We start from the raw sequence: 19,796 nt of genomic DNA on the forward strand, positions 1-19,796 counted from the left end.
GCCGGGTGCATGGGGGTGCACCCGGCCCGGCCCGTCTCCGTATCCGGGCACGCGGATGCGCCGTGCGGCCGATCGGTCGGCCGCCAGCAGACGTGCAGGTGAACGCCCGCCGTCCGCCGTCGGCCGTCAGCGGATGCCGCGGAGCCGCTCGGTCGCGATCGGCACGAGCTCGTCGAGGCCGCGGATCTCCCGGACGCCGAGCGCGCGCGCCTCGTCGGACTCGCCGGCCTCGGCTCGCTCGCCGCGCCGGTTGAGCCACACGCCGAGGAGCCCCGCCTGCGCGGCGCCGATCGCGTCGGTGCGGAGCCGGTCGCCCACGTACACGGCCTGCTCCGGAGGAGTGTCGTCGAAGCGCGCGAGCGCCGCCTCGAAGATGGCGGCGTCGGGCTTCGTGGCCCCCACCGATCCCGACGCGACGACGTGCTCGAAGCGCCCGTCGAGGCCCAGACGCGCGAGCTTGGACTGCTGGTAGTCGAGCTCGCCGTTCGTGATGATGCCCAGCCGCACGCCGGGGACCGCCTCGGTGAGGCGCTCGAGCACGGGCAGCGCGTCGTCGTGCATGCTCCACGACGCTCGGTAGCCCTCGAAGTACTCGGCGAACCAGGCGCTCGCCTCGGCATCGTCGAGCGTCTCGCCGAACGCCCCCGCGAACGCCGCGGCACGCGTTCGGCGCTGCCCCTCGAAGCTCAGCAGCCCGGCGAGGTACTCGTGGTAGTGCCGCTCCTCGAGCTCGTACCAGTGGCGTTGCGCCGTGGCGACGTCGCCCCGGTAGCCGCGCCGCCGCATGTGCAGCAGGATGCCGGCCTCGACCGCCTCCCGGTGGGCCATGATCGTGTCGTCGAGGTCGAAGAGCACGACGGGCGGTGCGGTCACGAGGTCACGGACTCCCGTCAGCGACGGCGCAGGAAGCCCACGCGGTCGTACACGAGCGCGAGCGTGCGCTCGGCGCGCTCGGTGGCCTTCTGAGCGCCGACCGCGAGCAGCCGGTCGAGCTCCGCCGGATCCTGCAGGAGCTCGAGGGTGCGTGTCCGGATCGGCGACACCGCCTCGACGACCACCTCGGCGAGGTCCTTCTTGAGGTCGCCGTAGCCGCGACCCGCGTATTCGCCTTCGAGCGAGGCGATCGAGCGCCGACTGATCGCCGCGTAGATGCCGAGCAGGTTCGAGATGCCCGGCTTCGTCTCGGGGTCGAAGCGGATCTCCCGCTCGGTGTCGGTCACGGCGCTCTTGAACTTCTTGGCGGTGACGGAAGGCTCGTCGAGCAGGTTCACGAGGCCCGCCGGCGAGGCCGCCGACTTCGACATCTTCGCGGTGGGCTCCTGCAGGTCGTAGATGCGCGCCGACTGCGCGGGGATCATGGCCTCGGGCACTGTGAACGTGTCGCCGTAGCGCGAGTTGAAGCGCCCCGCGAGGTCGCGCGTGAGTTCGAGATGCTGGCGCTGGTCGTCGCCGACGGGCACGAGGTGCGTGCCGTAGAGCAGGATGTCGGCGGCCATGAGCACGGGATAGGTGAACAGGCCCACCGTCGTCGCGTCGGCGCCGTGCCGCGCGGACTTGTCCTTGAACTGGGTCATGCGGCTCGCCTCGCCGAACCCGGTGATGGTGCTGAGCACCCAGGCGAGTTCGGCGTGGGCCGGCACGTGCGACTGCACGAAGAGCGTCGATCGCTCGAGGTCAACGCCCGCGGCGAGGTACTGCGCGGCGGTCGCCCGCACGTTGGCGCGCAGCGCGGCGGGATCCTGCGCGACGGTGATCGCGTGCAGGTCGACCACGCAGTAGATGGGGTCGTAGTCGTCCTGCAGGGCGACCCAGTTCACGAGCGCGCCGAGGTAGTTGCCGAGGTGGAGCGAGTCGCTCGAGGGCTGCATGCCCGAGAAGACGACCGGGCGGGAGGAGTTCATGGGTGCGGGAGTCCTGTTCAGATGGCGTAGTCGACGACGACGGGGGAGTGGTCGGACCATCGCTCATCGTAGGCCGCAGCGCGGTCGACCGCGTACGAGGTGACCGCGGCGGCCAGCGGCCCGGTGGCCAGCTGGTAGTCGATGCGCCAGCCGGTGTCGGTGTCGAAGGCCTTGCCGCGCTGCGACCACCACGTGTAGGGCCCGGGCACCTCGCCCGCGAAGCGACGGCCGACGTCGACCCAGCCGAAGCCGGCGCCGGCGTTGTAGCCCTCGTCGCCCTCGGCGCCCATGAACCGGTCGAAGTACGCGCGCTCGTCGGGCAGGAAGCCGGCGCGCTTCACGTTGCCCTTCCAGTTCTTGATGTCGAGCGTGCGGTGGCCCACGTTGAGGTCGCCCACGACCACGGCGAGCTCGGACTCGCGCGGGAGCTGCGACATCCGCTCGCTCATCGCATCGAGGAACCGGTACTTCTCGACCTGCTTCGGCGAGTCGGCCTCACCCGAGGGCACGTACGTGCTGACGACGGTGATGATGCGGTCGCCGACCTCGTAGTCGGCCTCGAGCCAGCGCCCGGCCGTGTCGTGGTCGTCGTGGCCGAGCTCGACACGATGGATGTGCGCCGCACTGCGGCTCGCGATCGCGACGCCCGCGCGGCCCTTGGCCGTGGCCGGGTCGTGCACGACGCTCCATTCGTCACCGAGGAGGGCGGTGAGGTCGTCGGTCGAGGCGCGCACCTCTTGGAGTGCGAGGATGTCGACGTCGCGCCCGGCCAGCCACTCGCCCATGCCCTTGCGGAATGCGGCACGCACCCCGTTGACGTTGACGCTGGCGATGCGAATGGGGGAGTCCGACGGCATGATTCGATCCTAGGCGAGCCCTCCGACGTCGCCGTGCGCCCGGGGTTCAGCCGCCCGTCGAGCGGCCCGCCGCGTTCCCCTTCGGCTGCCCCGCGCCGTTCCCCTTCCCGTTCGCACTCCCCGTCCCGTCGCCGTTCGCAGTGCCCTTCCCGTTCCCGTTCGCGCCGCTCTTCGCGCTGCCGGTGCCGCTCGCACCGCCCCCGGCGCTCGTGCCGGTCTGCGTCGCCTTCGGGTGCGTCGGCTTCGGGTGCGTCGGCCTCGCCGGCGGCGGCGGGGGCGCGGATGCCTCGAGCTCGGCCAGTTCGCGCTCGGCCCGCCCGAGCTGCCGCCGCGCGCCCATCCGCTCGAACCACCGCGCGCGGGCGAGCTCCTGGTTCGCGTGCCGAACCTTCACGCGCGCAGCGGTGACGAGCGCCTCGTGCTCGCGTGCGCGCCGCTCCGCCTCGAGCTGCTCGGGCGTCACCTTGCGGAGCGACTCGTTCGCGTCGGCCGCCTCGATCGCGATCCACGCGGCCGCGACGAGCGTGATGATGCTCGAGATCCGGAACCAGAGCAGGAGGCCGATGAACACGGTGAACGTCGCGAGCAGCGGGTTGCCGCTCGCGAAGGACAGCACGGTGCCGCCGAGCAGCTGGAGCACGCTGAGCGCGAACGAGCCGAGCAGCGAGCCGCGCCACATGCGGTACCACGGCACCGCGGCCCCCGACAGGAACCGGAACAGGACGGCGAGGGCCAGGGTGTCGATGATGAACACCACCACCAGCGCGCCCCATTGGATGGTGGACGTCACCCAGGGGGATTCGCCCGACACGTTCACGCCCCAGAGCGAGAAGAACCAGTCGAGGAAGCCCGTCGCGACGATCGAGAGCACCGCGGCGACGAGGATCGCGGCGCCGAACGCGAGCGCGGCGAGGAAGTCGCGTGCCTTCAGCAGGAGGTACGCGCGATCGTCCTTCGGGAGGCCGAAGGTGCTGCGCACGGCCATGCGCGTGTACGTCACCCAGCCGATGGCGGTCCAGATCAGGCCGGCGAGGGCGACGGCGCCGGTCCACCCGAAGAGGCTCGTGCTCGTCGTCGAGACCTCCTGCAGCGTGTCCGTCGTGATCACGCCGTTGTCGCCGACGAGGCCCGGGGCGAGGGTGTTGATGAGCAGCACGAGCGCCTCGAGCGCCTGCTGGGCGTTGAAGAACCAGATCCCGGCGACCGCGAACACGACGTACACCGCAGCGAAGACCGCGAAGAGCGACTGGTAGCTCATCCCCGCCGTCAGCAGGAAGCCGTTCCGCGCCAGGAAGTGCCGCCAGACCCGCACCGGGAAGAGCTCCATGGTGCGTCGCGTGAGGTCGCCGACCTTCGCGATCGGCTCGTCGAGTGCCTCCCGGATCGGCGCGCTCACCTCGTCGAACCGGCCCCGCGCGCCCGCCGCGTCGATGGAGCCCTGTTGCGGCGCCTCGCCGATCGGCGGCTCCGATGCGAGCGGGTCATGCGCGGGCGCGGCCGGGCGCGAGCCCGTCGCATCCACGGCTCGACCGTCGCCGCGCCCACGCCCGCGTTCGCCCACCTGCTCACAATAGCGAGCGGATGCCGCGACGCGGCCGGGACGCGGCCCCGCATCGCCCGGTGCGCCCCCCGCGGGGCGCGAGGCGCTCGCCGCGCATGGCGAGGGGGCCGGTGCGGTCGCACCGGCCCCCTCGACGAATCGGACCCGCCTACGGCTTGCCGCGCAGGATGGCCTGCTTGACCTCGGCGATCGCCTTCGTGACCTCGATGCCACGCGGACACGCGTCGGTGCAGTTGAAGGTCGTGCGGCAGCGCCACACGCCCTCCTTGTCGTTGAGGATGTCGAGACGCACCTTCGCCTCGTCGTCGCGGGAGTCGAAGATGAACCGGTGCGCGTTGACGATGGCCGCCGGGCCGAAGTACTGCCCGTCCGTCCAGAACACCGGGCACGACGACGTGCATGCGGCGCAAAGGATGCACTTGGTGGTGTCGTCGAAGCGGGCGCGCTCGGCGACCGACTGCACGCGCTCCTTGCCGGGCGCGGGCGCGGACGTCGACTGCAGGAACGGCTGCACCTCGCGGTAGCTCGCGAAGAAGGGCTCCATGTCGACGACGAGGTCCTTCTCGAGCGGCAGGCCCTTGATGGCCTCGACGTAGATGGGCTTCGAGATGTCGAGGTCCTTGATGAGCGTCTTGCACGCCAGGCGGTTGCGGCCGTTGATGCGCATGGCATCGGAGCCGCAGATGCCGTGGGCGCACGAGCGCCGGAACGTCAGCGAGCCGTCCTGCTCCCACTTGATCTTGTGGAGCGCGTCGAGCACGCGGTCGGTCGCGTACATCTCGACGTCGAAGTCCTGCCAGCGCGGCTCGGTGTCGACATCGGGGTCGAAGCGGCGGATCAGGAACGTGACGGTGAACGACCGCGTCGCGGCATCCGCCGTGCCGGCCGACGTGTTCTCGAGCGTGGCGGTCGTCACGTCAGTACTTCCTCTCCATGGGCTGGTAGTGGGTGATCGTCACCGGTTTCCAGTCGAGCCGGATGTGATCCGAGACGACCGACGAGTGGGCGTCGCCCGACAGGTAGGCCATCGTGTGCTGCATGTACTTCTCGTCGTCGCGGTTCGGGTAGTCGTCGCGCATGTGGCCGCCGCGGCTCTCCTGGCGGTTGCGGGCGGATTCGACGACGACCTCGGCGAGGTCGAGGAGGAAGCCGAGCTCGACCGCCTCGAGCAGGTCGGTGTTGAACCGCTTCCCCTTGTCTTGCACGGCGATGTTCTTGTACCGCTCGCGCAGGCCGGCGATGACGGATGCCACGTGCGTGAGCGATTCCTCGGTGCGGAACACCTGGGCGTTCCGGTCCATCTCCTCCTGCAGCTCCTTGCGGATCGCGGCGATGCGCTCGGTGCCGTTGGAGTCGCGGAGCTCCTGGAGCATGCGGCGGATCGCGCCTGCGGGGTCGTCGGGGAGCGGCGTGAAGTCGACGCCGCTGTTGACGTACTCCACCGCGTTGCGGCCGGCACGCTTGCCGAACACGTTGATGTCGAGCAGCGAGTTGGTGCCGAGGCGGTTCGAGCCGTGCACCGAGACGCACGCGCACTCGCCGGCGGCGTAGAGGCCCGGCACGACCGTGGTGTTGTCGCGGAGGACCTCGGCCTTGACGTTCGTGGGGATGCCGCCCATGGCGTAGTGCGCGGTCGGCATGACCGGCACGGGCTCGTAGACGGGATCGACGCCGAGGTAGGTGCGTGCGAACTCCGTGATGTCGGGGAGCTTCGTCTCGAGCACCTCGGCACCGAGGTGCGTGCAGTCCAGGAGCACGTAGTCCTTGTGCGGGCCGGCACCGCGCCCCTCCGCGACCTCCTGCACCATGCAGCGCGAGACGATGTCGCGCGGCGCCAGGTCCTTGATGGTGGGGGCGTAGCGCTCCATGAAGCGCTCGCCGCTCGCGTTGCGCAGGATCGCGCCCTCGCCTCGGGCGCCCTCGGTGAGGAGGATGCCGAGGCCGGCGAGGCCGGTCGGGTGGAACTGGAAGAACTCCATGTCCTCGAGCGGCAGGCCCTTGCGCCAGATGATGCCGACGCCGTCACCCGTGAGGGTGTGCGCGTTCGAGGTGGTCTTGTAGATCTTGCCGAAGCCGCCCGTGGCGAAGATCACGGCCTTCGCCTGGAACACGTGGAGCTCGCCGGTGGCGAGGTCGTAGGCGACGACGCCCGACGGCTGCGGGACGCCGTCGACGTCGGTCATCACGAGGTCGAGCACGTAGTACTCGTTGAAGAAGTTGATGCCGAGCTTCACGCAGTTCTGGAACAGCGTCTGCAGGATCATGTGGCCCGTGCGGTCGGCCGCGTAGCACGCACGTCGCACCGGAGCCTTGCCGTGGTCGCGGGTGTGGCCGCCGAACCGGCGCTGGTCGATCTTGCCGTCCGGCGTGCGGTTGAACGGAAGGCCCATGTTCTCGAGGTCGATGACCGCGTCGATGGCCTCCCTGGCGAGGATCTCCGCCGCATCCTGGTCGACGAGGTAGTCGCCGCCCTTGATGGTGTCGAAGGTGTGCCACTCCCAGCTGTCCTCCTCGACGTTCGCGAGCGCGGCGGCCATGCCGCCCTGCGCCGCCCCCGTGTGGGAGCGCGTCGGGTACAGCTTGGAGATGACCGCGGTCCTCGCGCCGGGGCCGGCCTCGATGGCCGCTCGCATGCCGGCGCCGCCGGCGCCCACGATGACGATGTCGAACTGATGGTGGTGCACGCCGTCGACGATCGTCGTCTCAGCGCTGGCGGTGTCGGAATTCACGTGGCTCCTAGGCTGCGGGGCAGAACGAGGGGAGGAGGTCGGCCGGTGCGCCGGCGGGGCAGGGCTCGAAGGTGAACACCACGAGGGTGCCGAGCACGAGCAGCACGACCGCCGAGACGAGGAGCGCGCCCTTCAGCACCTTCTGGACCATGCCCGGGTTCGTGTAGTCGTTCACGAGGGTGCGCATGCCGTTGGTGCCGTGGATGAGTGCGAGCCAGAGCATCAGCACGTCCCACCACTGCCAGAACGGGTCCGCCCACTTGCCGCCGACGAAGCCGAAGTCGATGGCGTGCACGCCCTCGCCGACCATGAGGTTGACGAAGAGGTGGCCGAAGATGAGCACCACGAGCAGCACGCCCGAGGCGCGCATGTACACCCAGCCCCACTTCTCGAGGTTGACGCCCGAGCGGCGTGCGGGACGGGCGGGGGTGCGCGGGGAGTCGATGACGGTCATCTCGGCGCTCCTAGTGGCTGAAGACGTTGATGAGGTGCCGCGGCACGAAGGCGAGCATCGTGAGCACCCAGAGGGCGATGACGACGTAGAAGAGCACCTTCTGGTTGCGCGTCGCCCACGACCAGAAGTCGACGAGGATGATGCGCAGGCCGTTGAAGGCGTGGAACACGATCGCGCCGACGAGGGCGACCTCGCCGAGGCCCATGATCGGCGTCTGGTACGTGCCGATCACCGCGTTGTAGGCCTCGGGACTCACCCGCACGAGCGACGTGTCGAGGATGTGCACGAGGAGGAAGAAGTAGATCGCGACACCGGTGATGCGGTGCAGCACCCACGACCACATCCCCTCGCGGCCGCGGTAGAGCGTGCCGCCCGGCTTCTGCTTCGCCGGTTTCTCGGGTGCGGTCAGGGTTCCTGCCGGGTTCTCTGGCATGAACAACCCTCCTGGTTGCGAGCTGTGCCCGGAAGCGGGCGTGATGGGCGACATGGCCCGGGATCGAGTCTAATCCCGCCCGGCGCGGGCTCGCTCCTTAGGTCGACCTAACCGGGCCGTCGTGCACAGCGCACCCCGGTCGGCGGGTCCGTCGCCGCCGCCTCGCTATCCTGAACGGATGCAGGCACCCATCGATCGGTTCTACTCCGTCATCCCTGCCGGCGGTGTGGGCTCGCGCCTCTGGCCGCTCTCCCGCGCCGACGCGCCCAAGTTCCTGCACGACCTCACCGGCTCCGGCCAGACGCTCCTGCGCGACACCTGGGACCGGCTCGCGCCGCTCTCGGGCGAACAGCGGATCATGGTCGTGACCGGCCGGGCGCACCGTGCCGCGGTCGAGGCGCAGCTGCCCGAGCTGAGCGACGAGAACATCGTGCTCGAGAGCGAGCCCCGCGACTCCACGGCGGCGATCGGCCTCGCCGCCGCGATCCTCGAGCGTCGCGAGCCCGGCGTCATCATCGGATCGTTCGCCGCCGACCACGTCATCTCCGGCAGCGTGCTCTTCCGCGCCGCCGTCGCGGAGGCCGTGGCGGCCGCCGACGCCGGCTACATCGCCACGATCGGCATCACGCCCACCGAGCCCGCCGTGGGGTTCGGCTACATCGAGTGCGGCGAGCCGCTCGCGATCGAGGGCGCCGAGCACGCCGAGGCGGTCTCGAGCTTCGTCGAGAAGCCCGACCTCGAGACGGCCAAGCGGTACCTCGCGGGCGGCCGCCACCTCTGGAACGCGGGCATGTTCATCGCTCGCGCCGACCGGCTGCTCGCCGAGCTCGCGCGCACGAAGCCCGAGCTGCACGCGGGGCTCGTCGAGCTCGCCGAGGCCTGGGACGATCCGGCCACCCGCGGCCCCGCCGTCGACCGGATCTGGCCGGGCCTCGAGAAGATCGCGATCGACTACTCGGTCGCCGAGCCCGCAGCCGCGGCCGGGCGACTCGCCGTCATCCGCGGTCACTTCCAGTGGGACGACGTCGGCGACTTCGCGTCCCTCGCCAAGCTCAACACCGCGGGCCGCTCCGGGGAGCTCGCGATCCTCGGCGAGAACGCGCGCGTGCTGTCCGACGCGTCGAGCGGCATCGTGGTGAGCCGATCGGATCGGGTCATCAGCCTCATCGGCGTGCGCGATATCGTCGTGGTCGACACCCCCGACGCACTGCTCGTCACCACGAGCGAGCACGCGCAGCGGGTGAAGGCGGTCGTCGACGCCCTCCGGCTCGGCGGCTCGAGCGACGTGCTGTAGGCACAGGAAGCGGGACACGGATGTCGATGCGCAGGGCTGTTCTCATCGGGGCGGTCGCGGTCGCGGCATCCGTCGTGCTCTTCGGGTGCGCGCCCGCACCCGAGGCGGGATCCGGCGGCGCGGAGGCCGACGGCTGCGTGCGGATGGTCACGAACTCCGGTGGCCTCGAGGACCGCTCCTTCAACCAGTCGACATGGGAGGGCCTCCAGCAGGCCGAGGACGAGCTCGGCGTGCAGGCCGACGCCCTCGTCTCCACGGGCGAGACCGACCTCGAGCCGAACGTGCAGCAGGCGGTCGAGTCGGGTTGCGAGCTCGTGGTCACGGTCGGGTACGAGCTCGCGCAGGCGACGCTCGACGCGGCCACCGCCAACCCCGACGTGTCGTTCGCCATCGTCGACGAGTCGGTCGAGGCCGACAACGTGAAGCCGGTCGTCTTCGACACCGCGCAGGCGTCCTTCCTGGCGGGCTACCTCGCCGCCGGCGTCACGAAGACGGGCGTCGTCGCCACCTTCGGCGGCGGCAACCAGCCCCCGGTGACCCTCTTCATGGACGGCTTCGTCGACGGCGTCGCCCGGTACAACGAGGTGCACGGCACCGCGGTGCGGGCGCTCGGCTGGAACAAGGCGGCGCAGGACGGCTCGTTCACGGGTGACTTCGAGGACGTGAACAAGGGCAAGGTGCTCGCCGAGGGCTTCATCGACCAGGGTGCCGACGTCATCCTGCCCGTCGCCGGACAGGTCGGCGAGGGCGCAGCGGCCGCCGCGGTCGAGCGCGGGGGAGTGTCGATCGTCTGGGTCGACAGCGACGGCTACGACACACTCCCGGCGAAGTACCGTCCGATCCTCCTCACGAGCGTGCTGAAGAAGACCCAGCAGGCGATGGTGGACATCGTCGCCGACGTCCAGTCCGGCGACTTCGCCAACGAGCCCTACGTGGGCACCCTCGAGAACGGCGGGGTCGACATCGCGCCCTACCACGACCTCGAGGCGCAGGTGCCGCCCGAGCTGCAGGGCGAGCTCGACGGCCTGCGCGAGGCGATCATCGCGGGCGAACTGGTGATCGAGTCGCCGAGCACGCCCTGAGGCCGTGGCGGCGGCGGCGTCCCCTGCTCGGGGGACGCCTCGCGTGCTCATATGAGCAGAATGTCGCGGCTTCATAACCTTTGGGCCTGCGGGCCGTAGGGCCCTCGGGGCTGGATGCAACATTCGGTAACGTTTCCACACGGTCCCCGCGATGGTCGGGGTGCAGTCTTTGGAGGACATTGTGACGATCACGATCAAGAAGGCCGCATTCGGCGGCCTCGCCGGCCTGGGGGCGCTCGCGCTGCTCGCGGGCTGCGCATCCGCTCCCACCGAGTCGACCGACGGCGCCAGCGGCGAGGCGATCGACTTCGTGCCCTGCATGGTGTCCGACTCGGGCGGCTTCGACGACAAGTCGTTCAACCAGCTCGGCTACGAGGGCATCCAGAAGGCCGCCGACGAGCTCGGCGTCGAGGCGATCACCGTGCAGTCCGACGCGGAGACCGACTACGCGCCGAACCTCACCAACCTCGTCGACCAGGGCTGCGACCTCATCGTCACGGTCGGCTTCGCGCTCTCGGCGGCGACCGTCGAGTCCGCGCTCGCCAACCCCGACATCGAGTACGTCATCATCGACGACGCGGCGGACAACGACTTCAACGGCGAGACCGACGCGCCCAACATCAAGCCGATCCTCTTCGACACCGCGCAGGCGGCGTTCCTCGCCGGCTACGCGGCCGCCGACTACTCGAAGACCAACACGGTCGGCACCTTCGGCGGCATGAACTTCCCGACGGTGTCGATCTTCATGGACGGCTTCAAGCAGGGCGTCGACTACTACAACACCCAGACGGACAAGGGCGTCAAGGTACTCGGCTGGGACGGCACCGACGGCCTCTTCACCGGCGGCTTCGAGGCGAACGACACGGCACGCAACACCGCGCAGGGCCTCATCGACCAGAACGTCGACGTGCTCCTGCCGGTCGGCGGCCCGATCTACCAGTCGGCTGCGGCGGCCATCCGCGACGCCGGCCGTGAGATCGCCCTCATCGGCGTCGACGCCGACGTGACCGAGACCGACCCGTCGGTCGCCGACCTGCTGCTCACCTCGATCCTCAAGGGCATCGACGTCGGCACGTACGACGCGGTCACGGCTGCGGGCAAGGGCGACTTCGACCCGAGCCCCTTCATCGGCACCCTCGAGAACGACGGAGTCGGCATCGCGCCGTTCCACGACTTCGAGTCGAAGGTCTCGCCGGAGCTCCAGGGCCAGCTCGACGACCTGAAGGCCGCGATCATCGCGGGCGACGTGCCGGTCAAGTCCTACCTGAACGGCTAGTCCGAGGCGCAAGGCGAGCGGGGAGGTCGGCAGCAGCCGGCCTCCCCGCTTCCGTCCGAGATGCGCGAATGCGCCATCACGGCAACATCCGAGCAGCCGCACGGCGGTCGCACAACATCCGCGCAGCATCCTGCGAAGCCGCGCATCGCCTCATTAGGATTGGGACATGAAGCTCGAACTTCGGGGTATCACGAAGCGGTTCGGCAGCTTGGTCGCGAACGACCACATCGACCTCATGGTGCAGCCGGGTGAGATCCACGCACTTCTGGGTGAGAACGGCGCGGGCAAGTCGACGTTGATGAACGTGCTCTACGGGCTGTACCAGGCCGATGAGGGCGAGGTGCTCCTCGACGACGAGGTGCAGCACTTCGCCGGTCCGGGCGATGCGATGGCCGCCGGCATCGGCATGGTGCACCAGCACTTCATGCTGATCCCCGTGTTCACGGTCGCCGAGAACGTCATGCTCGGGCACGAGGAGACGAAGTTCGGCGGCCGGCTCGACCTCCCTGCGGCCCGCGCCCGAGTGCGCGAGATCAGCGAGCGGTTCGGCTTCCACGTCGACCCCGACGCGCTCGTCGACGACCTGCCGGTCGGCGTGCAGCAGCGGGTCGAGATCATCAAGGCCCTCTCGCGCGACGCCCGCGTGCTCGTCTTCGACGAGCCCACCGCGGTGCTCACGCCCCAGGAGACCGACGAGTTGATGGGCACCATGCGCCAGCTCAAGGAGTCGGGCACGTCGATCGTGTTCATCACCCACAAGCTGCGCGAGGTGCGCGAGGTCGCCGACCGCATCACGGTGATCCGCCTCGGGAAGGTCGTCGGCGAGGCGTCGCCGACCGCGAGCAACGCCGAGCTCGCCTCCATGATGGTCGGCCGCGCGGTGGAGCTGACGGTGCACAAGGACGAGCCGAAGCTCGGCGAGGAGGCGCTCGTCGTCGAGGGGCTCTCGGTGATCGACCACATCGGGCAGCTCGTGGTGAACGACGTGAGCTTCTCGGTGCGACGCGGCGAGATCCTTGCGGTCGCGGGGGTGCAGGGCAACGGGCAGACCGAGCTCACCGAGGCGCTGGTCGGCCTGCAGCCGCGGGTGCGGGGCTCCATCCGCCTCGACGGCGTCGACCTCACCACCGAGAGCGTGCGCAAGATCCTGGACTCCGGGGTGGGCTTCATTCCCGAGGACCGCAATGAAGACGGCCTCGTTGGCAACTTCACGATTGCAGAGAACCTCATGCTCGACCGGTCCGATGGGCCGCCGTTCGTGAAGGGCGGCAACATCCAGCGGGGGTTCCTCGCGGAGTTCGCCCGCGACAAGGTGAAGGAGTTCGACGTGCGCACGCAGGGCATCGACTCCAAGGCCGACCAGCTCTCGGGAGGCAACCAGCAGAAGGTCGTGCTGGCGCGGGAGCTCAGCCGCGACCTGAGCCTGCTGGTCGCGGCGCAGCCCACGCGCGGTGTCGACGTCGGCTCGATCGAGTTCATCCACAAGCGCATCGTCGAGACCCGCGATCGGGGCGTCCCCGTGCTGGTGGTGTCGACCGAGCTCGACGAGGTGACCGCCCTCGCCGACCGGATCATGGTGATGTACCGCGGGCGGATCGTCGGCATCGTGCCGGGGAACACGCCGCGCGACGTCCTCGGCCTGATGATGGCCGGAGAACAGCCCGCAGAAGGAGCCGCCGCATGAGCGACCCCCAGGCGCCCAGGGGCGACGCCCCCGGCGCGACCGAACACGACGCCGACGTGGTGCTCGAGGAGCCGCAGGCGGCCGCGGCCGTCTCGGTCGCCACGGCCGATCAGGCGGCGCCGGCAGGTGCTCCCGCCGAGGTGGAGCCGCCGTCGCGGTGGCACACGATGTTCCAGCAGATCGTCACCGGCAACGCGATCATCTCGGTGCTCGCCGTGTTCCTGGCCCTCGTCGTCGGCGCCATCATGATCGCATTCACCGACGAGCGGGTGCAGGCCGCGAGCGTCTACTTCTTCGCCCGGCCCGGCGACACGTTCGTCGCGATCTGGGACTCGGTGTCCGGCGCCTACTCGGCGCTGTTCCAAGGATCCATCTACAACTTCCGCCGTGACACGTTCGCGGCGGGCATCCGCCCGCTGACCGAGACCCTCACGTTCGCGACGCCGCTCATCGCGGGCGGCCTCGGCGTCGGCCTCGCGTTCCGGGTGGGCATGTTCAACATCGGTGGTCGCGGCCAGATGCTCATCGCGGCCTCGATCGCGGGATGGATCGCGTTCGGGTTCGACCTGCCCTGGGGCATCCACATGCTGGTCGCCCTCATCGGCGGACTGATCGGCGGCGCCCTGTGGGCCGGGATCGCGGGCTTCCTCAAGGCGCGCACCGGCGCCCACGAGGTGATCGTCACGATCATGCTGAACTACGTCGCCTTCTACCTCGTGTCGTGGATGCTGCGCACCCCCGGCCTGCTGCAGGCGCCCGGGTCCAGCAACCCGAAGACGCCGCCCATGAAGGAGACGGCGATCTTCCCCGCGCTGCTCGGGCCGCAGTACAACCTGCACTTCGGATTCATCCTCGTCATCATCGCGACGGTCGTCGTGTGGTGGATCCTCAACCGCTCGAGCCTCGGGTTCCGGTTCCGCGCGGTCGGCGAGAACCCGAACGCGGCGCGGGTGGCCGGCATCAACGTCAAGTCGATGTACGTGTACGCGATGCTCATCGCCGGCGCGCTGCTCGGCCTGGCGGGCGTGAGCCAGGTGCTCGGCACGGTCACGACCGGCTTCACCGCCGGGATCGACGCGGGCATCGGCTTCGACGCGATCACCGTCGCGCTGCTCGGCCGGTCGACGCCGTGGGGCATCTTCGTCGCGGGCGTCCTGTTCGGCGCGTTCAAGGCCGGCGGGTTCTCGATGCAGGCCGCCGAGGGCGTGCCGATCGAGATCGTGCTCGTGGTGCAGTCCCTCATCGTGCTGTTCATCGCAGCGCCCCCGCTGGTGCGCACGATCTTCCGGCTGCCTGATCCGTCCCGGCGCCGCCGAGCCGTTCCGAACGTCACGAAGGAGGTGAAGGCCAAGTGAGCACGACCACCGCACAGCAGCCCGCTCCGGGCTCGCAGACCATCAGCCTCGCGACCACGGTCGTCACGAGCTGGAAGGCGCCCATCGCCTTCGCCGTGTTCACCCTCGCGGCGCTCGCGCTCGCGGTCTTCGCGCCCGCCGAGGGCGACACCACGTTCCGCCTCTCCTCGCCCACCGACGCCATCCAGCTGCCCGAGATCACCGTGCCGGCGATGCCGACGCTCTGGGTCGTCATCGTGCTCCTCGCGCTGCTGACGGGGTACTCGGCCTGGGTCGTCTCCTCCAAGCGCAAGGTGCCGCTGTGGACGATCGTGGTGTTCGCCGTGCTGTTCATGTTCGGCTTCCTCACCTGGGCTGCCGCGGGCGCGTCGCTGCCGATGATCGGCCTCCTGTTCGGGTCGCTGAGCCTCGCCGTCCCGCTCATCTACGGCTCCCTCGCCGGCGTGCTCGGCGAGCGGGCCGGCGTGATCAACATCGCGATCGAGGGCCAGCTGCTCGCGGGAGCGTTCACCGCCGCGGTCGTCGCGTCGGTCACCGGGCAGCCGTTCCTCGGACTCATCGCCGCGATGGTCGCGGGCATGCTCGTCGGCATGGTGCTCGCCGCGTTCGCGATCAAGTACTTCGTCGACCAGGTCATCGTCGGCGTCGTCCTGAACGTGCTCATCATCGGCCTCACGAGCTTCTTCTTCTCCCAGGTGCTCTCGCCGAACGCGGCCGCGCTCAACACCCCGCCCCGCTTCGACCGGTGGCCCATCCCGCTCCTGGGCGACATCCCCATCATCGGGCCGGTGCTGTTCCGGCAGACGGTGATCGTCTACCTCATGTACATCGCCGTGGCGCTCATGTACTTCGGGCTGTTCCACACGAAGTGGGGCCTGCGGGTCCGCGCGGTCGGCGAGCACCCCACCGCGGCCGACACCGTGGGCATCAAGGTCAACCGCACCCGGTTCTGGAACGTCGCCCTCGCGGGCGCGATCGCGGGCCTCGGCGGCACCTTCTTCACCATCGGCTCCGGAATCGCCTTCAACAAGGAGATGACCGCGGGCGCGGGCTTCATCGCCCTCGCGGCCGTCATCTTCGGCGGGTGGCATCCGATCAAGGCCGCCCTCGCCGCGCTCCTGTTCGGGTTCGCGTCGAACCTGCAGAACACCCTCTCGGTCATCGGATCGCCCGTGCCGAGCGAGTTCATGCTCATGCTGCCGTACCTCGTCACGATCTTCGCCGTGGCCGGACTCGTCGGCAAGGTGCGCGCGCCGGCCGCCGACGGCAAGCCCTACATCAAATCCTGAGCGAGCGCCCCCGATCGGGGCGCTCGCCGAACCACTCATCCTGAACGGGGGAGCACCATGACCGCAACGGATGCGATCGACTGGGAGCACCTGCGCGAGATCGCCCGCGAGGCGATGGCGATGGCGTACGTGCCGTATTCGGAGTTCCCGGTCGGCGCGGCCGCGATCGTCGACGACGGGCGCGTCGTCAGCGGATGCAACGTCGAGAACGCCTCCTACGGCGTCACGCTGTGCGCGGAATGCTCGCTCGTCTCGGCGCTCGTCATGTCGGGCGGGGGCAAGCTCGTGGCCTTCGCGTGCGTCGATGGGCACGGCAACACGCTGATGCCCTGCGGACGCTGCCGGCAGTTGCTCTACGAGCACTCCGCCGAGGGGATGCTGCTCGAGACCGTCTCGGGCGTGAAGACCATCGACGAGGTGCTGCCCGACGCGTTCGGCCCGCGGCAGCTCGCCGAGTTCCGAGGGGAGTCCCGATGAGCGCCGTCGAAGCGTTCGACGCCGTCGACCTGATCCGCGCCAAGCGCGATCGACGCGAGCTGACCACCGACGAGATCGACTGGCTCGTCGACGCCTACACGCGAGGCTACGTCGCCGACGAGCAGATGTCGGCCATGACCATGGCCATCTTCCTCAACGGAATGACCCGGCGCGAGATCCGCGACCTCACGATGGCGATGATCGCCTCGGGCGAGCGCATGGACTTCTCGGGCCTCGGCAAGCCCACGAGCGACAAGCACTCGACGGGCGGCGTGGGTGACAAGATCACGCTCCCGCTCATGCCGCTGGTGGCGACGTTCGGCGTGGCGGTGCCGCAGCTGTCGGGTCGGGGGCTCGGACACACGGGCGGCACGCTCGACAAGCTCGAGTCGATCCCCGGATGGCGCGCCGACCTCACCAACGAGCAGATGTTCGCCCAGCTGCGCGACGTGGGCGGCGTGATCTGCGCCGCCGGTGCCGGGCTCGCTCCCGCCGACAAGAAGCTCTACGCGCTCCGCGACATCACCGGCACGGTCGAGGCCATCCCGCTCATCGCCTCGTCGATCATGTCGAAGAAGATCGCGGAGGGCACGAGCGCGCTCGTGCTCGACGTGAAGTTCGGCTCCGGCGCGTTCCTCACGGACATCGAGCGCTCCCGCGAGCTCGCCCGCACGATGGTCGAGCTCGGCGAGGACGCCGGCGTCGCGACCTCGGCGCTGCTCACCAACATGAACGTGCCGCTCGGGCTCACGATCGGCAACGCGAACGAGGTGCGCGAGTCCGTGGAGGTGCTGGCCGGAGGCGGCCCGGCCGACGTTCGCGAGCTCACCGTCGCCCTCGCCCGCGAGATGCTCGCCCTCGCGGGCCGCCCCGACGTCGACGTCGAGGCCGCGCTCGACGACGGTCGCGCGATGGACACGTGGCGTCGCGCCATCAGCGCGCAGGGTGGCGACCCCGATGCGGCCCTGCCCGTCGCGAAGGAGCGGCACGTCGTGACCGCCGACCGCGACGGCGTGCTCGTGCGCCAGGAGGCCCTGCCGTTCGGCATCGCCGCGTGGCGCCTCGGCGCGGGGCGGGCCCGCAAGGAGGACCCGGTGCAGCACGCGGCCGGCATCGACCTGCACGCGAAGCCGGGCGACGAGGTGCGCGCCGGGCAGCCGCTCTTCACCCTGCTCGCCGACGAGCCGGAACGCTTCGCACGCGCCCTCGACGCCGTCGACGGCGCGTGGACCATCGGCGATCCCGGCGACCCGGTCGAGACCGGCGGCCCGCTCATCGCCGACCGCATCGGTCGCTGACGCCGCACGATCACGGCCGTCGGCGGCGCCCGCCGGACGACCTGAGCGAACGCACGGGGAATTCCCGTCGTCGTGCGGGCGATTGCCGAGGCAGCAGGGCGGGCGCGACGGTATCGTGGACAGGTGGACACGAATTCGACGGAGTACCAGCTCGAGGGCGACGGGGCGGACATCCGCGCGCTGCCGAAGGTCTCGCTGCACGACCACCTCGACGGGGGACTGCGGCCGCAGACGCTCATCGAGCTGGCTGACGAACTCGACCTCGAGCTCCCGGCGACCGACGTCGAGGAGCTCAGCGCGTGGTTCGAGCGGCAGTCGAACTCCGGTTCGCTCGTCGAATACCTGAAGACGTTCGACCTCACGACCGCCGTCATGCAGACGCGCGCGGGCCTCGGTCGCGTGGCCCGCGAGTTCGTGCACGACCTCGCCGCCGACGGTGTCATCTACGGGGAGATCCGCTGGGCGCCCGAGCAGCACATCGCTCGCGGGCTCTCGCTCGACGAGGTCGTGGAGGCGGTGCAGGAGGGCCTCGACCAGGGCGTCGAGGACGTTCGGCACCAGGGCCGCCGCATCCGGGTCGGCCAGCTCGTGACCGCCATGCGCCACGCCGACCGGGGCCTCGAGATCGCCGAGCTCGCCGTGCGCCATCGTGACAACGGCGTCGTCGGCTTCGACATCGCGGGAGCCGAGGCGGGGTTCCCGGCCAGCCGGCATCGCACGGCCTTCGACTTCCTCGCGACGCAGTTCATGCCCGTGACGGTGCACGCCGGCGAGGCCGACGGGCTCGAGTCGATCCGCAGCGCACTGTTCGACGGGCGCGCGCTGCGCCTCGGCCACGGCGTGCGCCTCGCAGAGGACCTCACGATCGAGCGCCAGGACGACGAGAACACCTACGTGTCGCTCGGGCCGGTGGCGCAGTGGGTGCGCGACCGCCAGATCGCCCTCGAGACGAGCCCCTCGTCGAACCTGCAGACCGGTGCGATCGCCGCGTGGGGCGACGAGCTGGTCGACCACCCGTTCGACCTGCTCTACCAGCTCGGGTTCCGCGTCACGGTCAACACCGACAACCGGCTGCAGTCCGGCACCACGCTCACTCGCGAGCTCTCGCTGCTCAGCGACGCGTTCGGCTACGACCTCGACGACTTCGAGGTCTTCCAGCTCAATGCCGCCGCAGGCGCGTTCCTGCCGCTCGACGACCGCGAAGACCTCGCCGAGCAGATCCAAGACGGCTTCGACGAAGCCTGATCCGCGGATGCCGCCGCCCCCGACGCGGCACCCCGACCCCCTGAACGGACCGACCATGACCCTCCCGTCGCTGCCCGACACCGCGATCCGGGTCGGAGCGCACGCCGCCGACTGGCGGGCCGCCGTACGCGAGGCCGGCGCCGCGCTGGCCCGCTCCGGCGCGACCCGGCCCAGCTACGCCGACCGCATGATCGAGGTGATCGAGGAGTTCGGCGCCTACGTGGTCGTCGCGCCCGGGCTCGCGCTCGCGCATGCACGCCCGGGGCCCGACGTGCTCCACGGCGGACTGTCGGTCGTCACGCTCGCGGAGCCCGTCGCGTTCGGCCACCCGCACAACGACCCGGTCCGGGTGGTCGTCGGGCTCGCGGTGTCGAATGCCGAGGAGCACGTGGCATCCGTCGCCGAGTTGGCCAACGTGTTCAACGATCCCACCGCGGTGGATCGGCTCTCCGCCGCGACGTCCAGCGACGAGGTGCGGCAGTTGCTGGGCGCCGCCGCACCGGCGGGCGAGCGCGCATGAGGATCGTCGCCGTCTGCGGCGCCGGTGTCGGCACCTCGGCCATCCTCAAGGTGAACGCGGAGCGCGCGCTCGACCGTCTCGGCCTCAGTGCCGACGTCAGCGCGAGCGACCTCGCGAGCATCGCCGCGGCCGGGGCCGACGCGCAGGTCATCCTGACGTCGACCGAGCTCGCGACCGCCGTGCGCGCCGCGCTCGGGCGCTCGTTCGCCGAGATCATCGAGGTGCAGAACTACTTCGACGTCGACGAGATCGGCGCGAAGCTCGAGGCGTCGCTGGGCTGACGCCCCGCGCCGTGGGCCCACCGCGCCGTGCGCCCACTGGGGCCGTGCGCCCACCGCGCC

At 70.3% G+C, this 19,796-nt stretch carries 19 protein-coding genes; 11 read left to right on the top strand and 8 right to left on the bottom strand.

Translation table 11 applies throughout. The features are described 5' to 3' along the window. Positions 1 to 126: 126 nt before the first annotated feature. From EDM22_RS01825 to sdhC, 8 genes are all read right to left on the bottom strand, one after another. A complete protein-coding gene (locus EDM22_RS01825; RefSeq protein WP_122935291.1) occupies positions 127 to 873 on the bottom strand; it encodes an HAD family hydrolase in 747 nt (248 codons plus the stop codon). 17 nt (positions 874 to 890) lie between these two features. Then, positions 891 to 1,901, bottom strand: a complete 1,011-nt coding sequence (gene trpS / locus EDM22_RS01830; protein ID WP_122935292.1) for a tryptophan--tRNA ligase — start codon at positions 1,899 to 1,901, stop codon at positions 891 to 893. Between the two features lie 17 nt (positions 1,902 to 1,918). After that, complete coding sequence (locus EDM22_RS01835) at positions 1,919 to 2,758, bottom strand: exodeoxyribonuclease III (protein ID WP_122935293.1); 840 nt, start codon at positions 2,756 to 2,758, stop codon at positions 1,919 to 1,921. A 46-nt stretch (positions 2,759 to 2,804) separates the two neighbouring features. Next, positions 2,805 to 4,280, bottom strand: a complete 1,476-nt coding sequence (locus EDM22_RS01840) for a YihY/virulence factor BrkB family protein (protein WP_122935294.1) — start codon at positions 4,278 to 4,280, stop codon at positions 2,805 to 2,807. Between the two features lie 187 nt (positions 4,281 to 4,467). Next, entirely contained in the window at positions 4,468 to 5,235 is a 768-nt protein-coding gene (locus tag EDM22_RS01845; protein ID WP_122935295.1) for a succinate dehydrogenase iron-sulfur subunit, read from the bottom strand. 1 nt (position 5,236) lies between these two features. Continuing rightward, entirely contained in the window at positions 5,237 to 7,048 is a 1,812-nt protein-coding gene (gene sdhA, locus EDM22_RS01850) for a succinate dehydrogenase flavoprotein subunit (protein WP_122935296.1), read from the bottom strand. Positions 7,049 to 7,055: 7 nt separating this feature from the next. Continuing rightward, positions 7,056 to 7,502 carry a succinate dehydrogenase hydrophobic membrane anchor subunit gene (locus EDM22_RS01855; protein ID WP_122935297.1) on the bottom strand — a complete coding sequence of 149 codons (447 nt, stop codon included), beginning with the start codon at positions 7,500 to 7,502 and terminating at the stop codon, positions 7,056 to 7,058. Between the two features lie 10 nt (positions 7,503 to 7,512). Next, positions 7,513 to 7,935 (bottom strand): succinate dehydrogenase, cytochrome b556 subunit, encoded by a 423-nt coding sequence (sdhC, locus tag EDM22_RS01860; protein WP_122935298.1) that lies wholly within the window; start codon positions 7,933 to 7,935, stop codon positions 7,513 to 7,515. 178 nt (positions 7,936 to 8,113) lie between these two features. On the opposite strand from sdhC, the gene EDM22_RS01865 reads away from it, so the two are divergent. From EDM22_RS01865 to EDM22_RS01915, 11 genes are all read left to right on the top strand, one after another. Continuing rightward, positions 8,114 to 9,229 carry a mannose-1-phosphate guanylyltransferase gene (locus tag EDM22_RS01865; protein ID WP_122935299.1) on the top strand — a complete coding sequence of 372 codons (1,116 nt, stop codon included), beginning with the start codon at positions 8,114 to 8,116 and terminating at the stop codon, positions 9,227 to 9,229. Positions 9,230 to 9,255: 26 nt separating this feature from the next. After that, complete coding sequence (locus EDM22_RS01870; protein WP_122935383.1) at positions 9,256 to 10,311, top strand: BMP family lipoprotein; 1,056 nt, start codon at positions 9,256 to 9,258, stop codon at positions 10,309 to 10,311. 181 nt (positions 10,312 to 10,492) lie between these two features. Continuing rightward, complete coding sequence (locus tag EDM22_RS01875) at positions 10,493 to 11,587, top strand: BMP family lipoprotein (RefSeq protein WP_122935300.1); 1,095 nt, start codon at positions 10,493 to 10,495, stop codon at positions 11,585 to 11,587. Positions 11,588 to 11,753: 166 nt separating this feature from the next. Next, the gene (locus EDM22_RS01880) at positions 11,754 to 13,271 is read left to right on the top strand and encodes an ABC transporter ATP-binding protein (RefSeq protein WP_122935301.1); all 1,518 of its coding nucleotides are present in this window, start codon (positions 11,754 to 11,756) and stop codon (positions 13,269 to 13,271) included. Further along, the gene (locus EDM22_RS01885; RefSeq protein ID WP_170963973.1) at positions 13,268 to 14,626 is read left to right on the top strand and encodes an ABC transporter permease; all 1,359 of its coding nucleotides are present in this window, start codon (positions 13,268 to 13,270) and stop codon (positions 14,624 to 14,626) included. The genes EDM22_RS01880 and EDM22_RS01885 overlap by 4 nt, the downstream gene beginning before the upstream one ends. Then, positions 14,623 to 15,915 carry an ABC transporter permease gene (locus tag EDM22_RS01890; protein ID WP_122935302.1) on the top strand — a complete coding sequence of 431 codons (1,293 nt, stop codon included), beginning with the start codon at positions 14,623 to 14,625 and terminating at the stop codon, positions 15,913 to 15,915. Before EDM22_RS01885 ends, EDM22_RS01890 begins: the two co-directional genes overlap by 4 nt. A 57-nt stretch (positions 15,916 to 15,972) precedes the next feature. Continuing rightward, positions 15,973 to 16,392 (top strand): cytidine deaminase, encoded by a 420-nt coding sequence (locus tag EDM22_RS01895; protein ID WP_122935303.1) that lies wholly within the window; start codon positions 15,973 to 15,975, stop codon positions 16,390 to 16,392. Next, entirely contained in the window at positions 16,389 to 17,690 is a 1,302-nt protein-coding gene (locus tag EDM22_RS01900; protein WP_122935304.1) for a thymidine phosphorylase, read from the top strand. The genes EDM22_RS01895 and EDM22_RS01900 overlap by 4 nt, the downstream gene beginning before the upstream one ends. A gap of 123 nt (positions 17,691 to 17,813) precedes the next feature. Further along, positions 17,814 to 18,935, top strand: coding sequence for an adenosine deaminase (locus EDM22_RS01905; RefSeq protein WP_122935305.1), 1,122 nt, complete (start codon positions 17,814 to 17,816; stop codon positions 18,933 to 18,935). A gap of 55 nt (positions 18,936 to 18,990) precedes the next feature. Next, complete coding sequence (locus EDM22_RS01910; protein WP_122935385.1) at positions 18,991 to 19,455, top strand: PTS sugar transporter subunit IIA; 465 nt, start codon at positions 18,991 to 18,993, stop codon at positions 19,453 to 19,455. Next, a complete protein-coding gene (locus EDM22_RS01915) occupies positions 19,452 to 19,736 on the top strand; it encodes a PTS sugar transporter subunit IIB (RefSeq protein WP_122935306.1) in 285 nt (94 codons plus the stop codon). Before EDM22_RS01910 ends, EDM22_RS01915 begins: the two co-directional genes overlap by 4 nt. Positions 19,737 to 19,796: the final 60 nt, after the last annotated feature.

The sequence above is a fragment of the Agromyces tardus genome (assembly GCF_003710805.1).
In the GTDB taxonomy this organism is placed as follows: domain Bacteria; phylum Actinomycetota; class Actinomycetes; order Actinomycetales; family Microbacteriaceae; genus Agromyces; species Agromyces tardus.